This is a genomic window from Pelomicrobium sp. G1, assembly GCF_051905455.1.
Lineage (GTDB): Bacteria > Pseudomonadota > Gammaproteobacteria > Burkholderiales > UBA6910 > Pelomicrobium.
The window spans coordinates 1-303 of the sequence record NZ_JBQACR010000257.1; the positions used below are offsets into that span (position 1 = coordinate 1).

Consider the following 303-nt stretch of genomic DNA (forward strand, 5'->3'; position numbering starts at 1 on the left):
GGCGAATGATGGACGCTAAATCGCTGCGTCAGACGCTGGAACAGGCGAGCCTCGCCTCGCTGGCGGCCTGGCGATCGGGTTCCTGTTCGCCTTCAACCCGGTGGCGCTTGCGGCCATCCCGGTGTCGCCGGCCTATGTCACCAAGGCCCCTACGCCCGGTAGGGCGGTCTTCTATGGCAGGATGTTCATCCTCGGGATGGTGATCACCCACACTCTGCTCGGGTTGAGCGCGGGTCTCGGCGGAGACGGCCTGCAGCGGCTCATGGGCCGGGAGTAGGGGCTGGCCCTTGGACCGCTCTTGAT

1 protein-coding gene is annotated in these 303 nt (G+C 66.3%); it reads left to right on the forward strand.

The annotated features are described in order from the left end of the window. The first annotated feature begins 100 nt into the window (after positions 1-100). On the forward strand, positions 101-277 hold the full coding sequence (locus ACTFO6_RS18410; protein ID WP_439935826.1) for a hypothetical protein: 177 nt from the start codon (positions 101-103) through the stop codon (positions 275-277). Positions 278-303 lie beyond the last annotated feature (26 nt).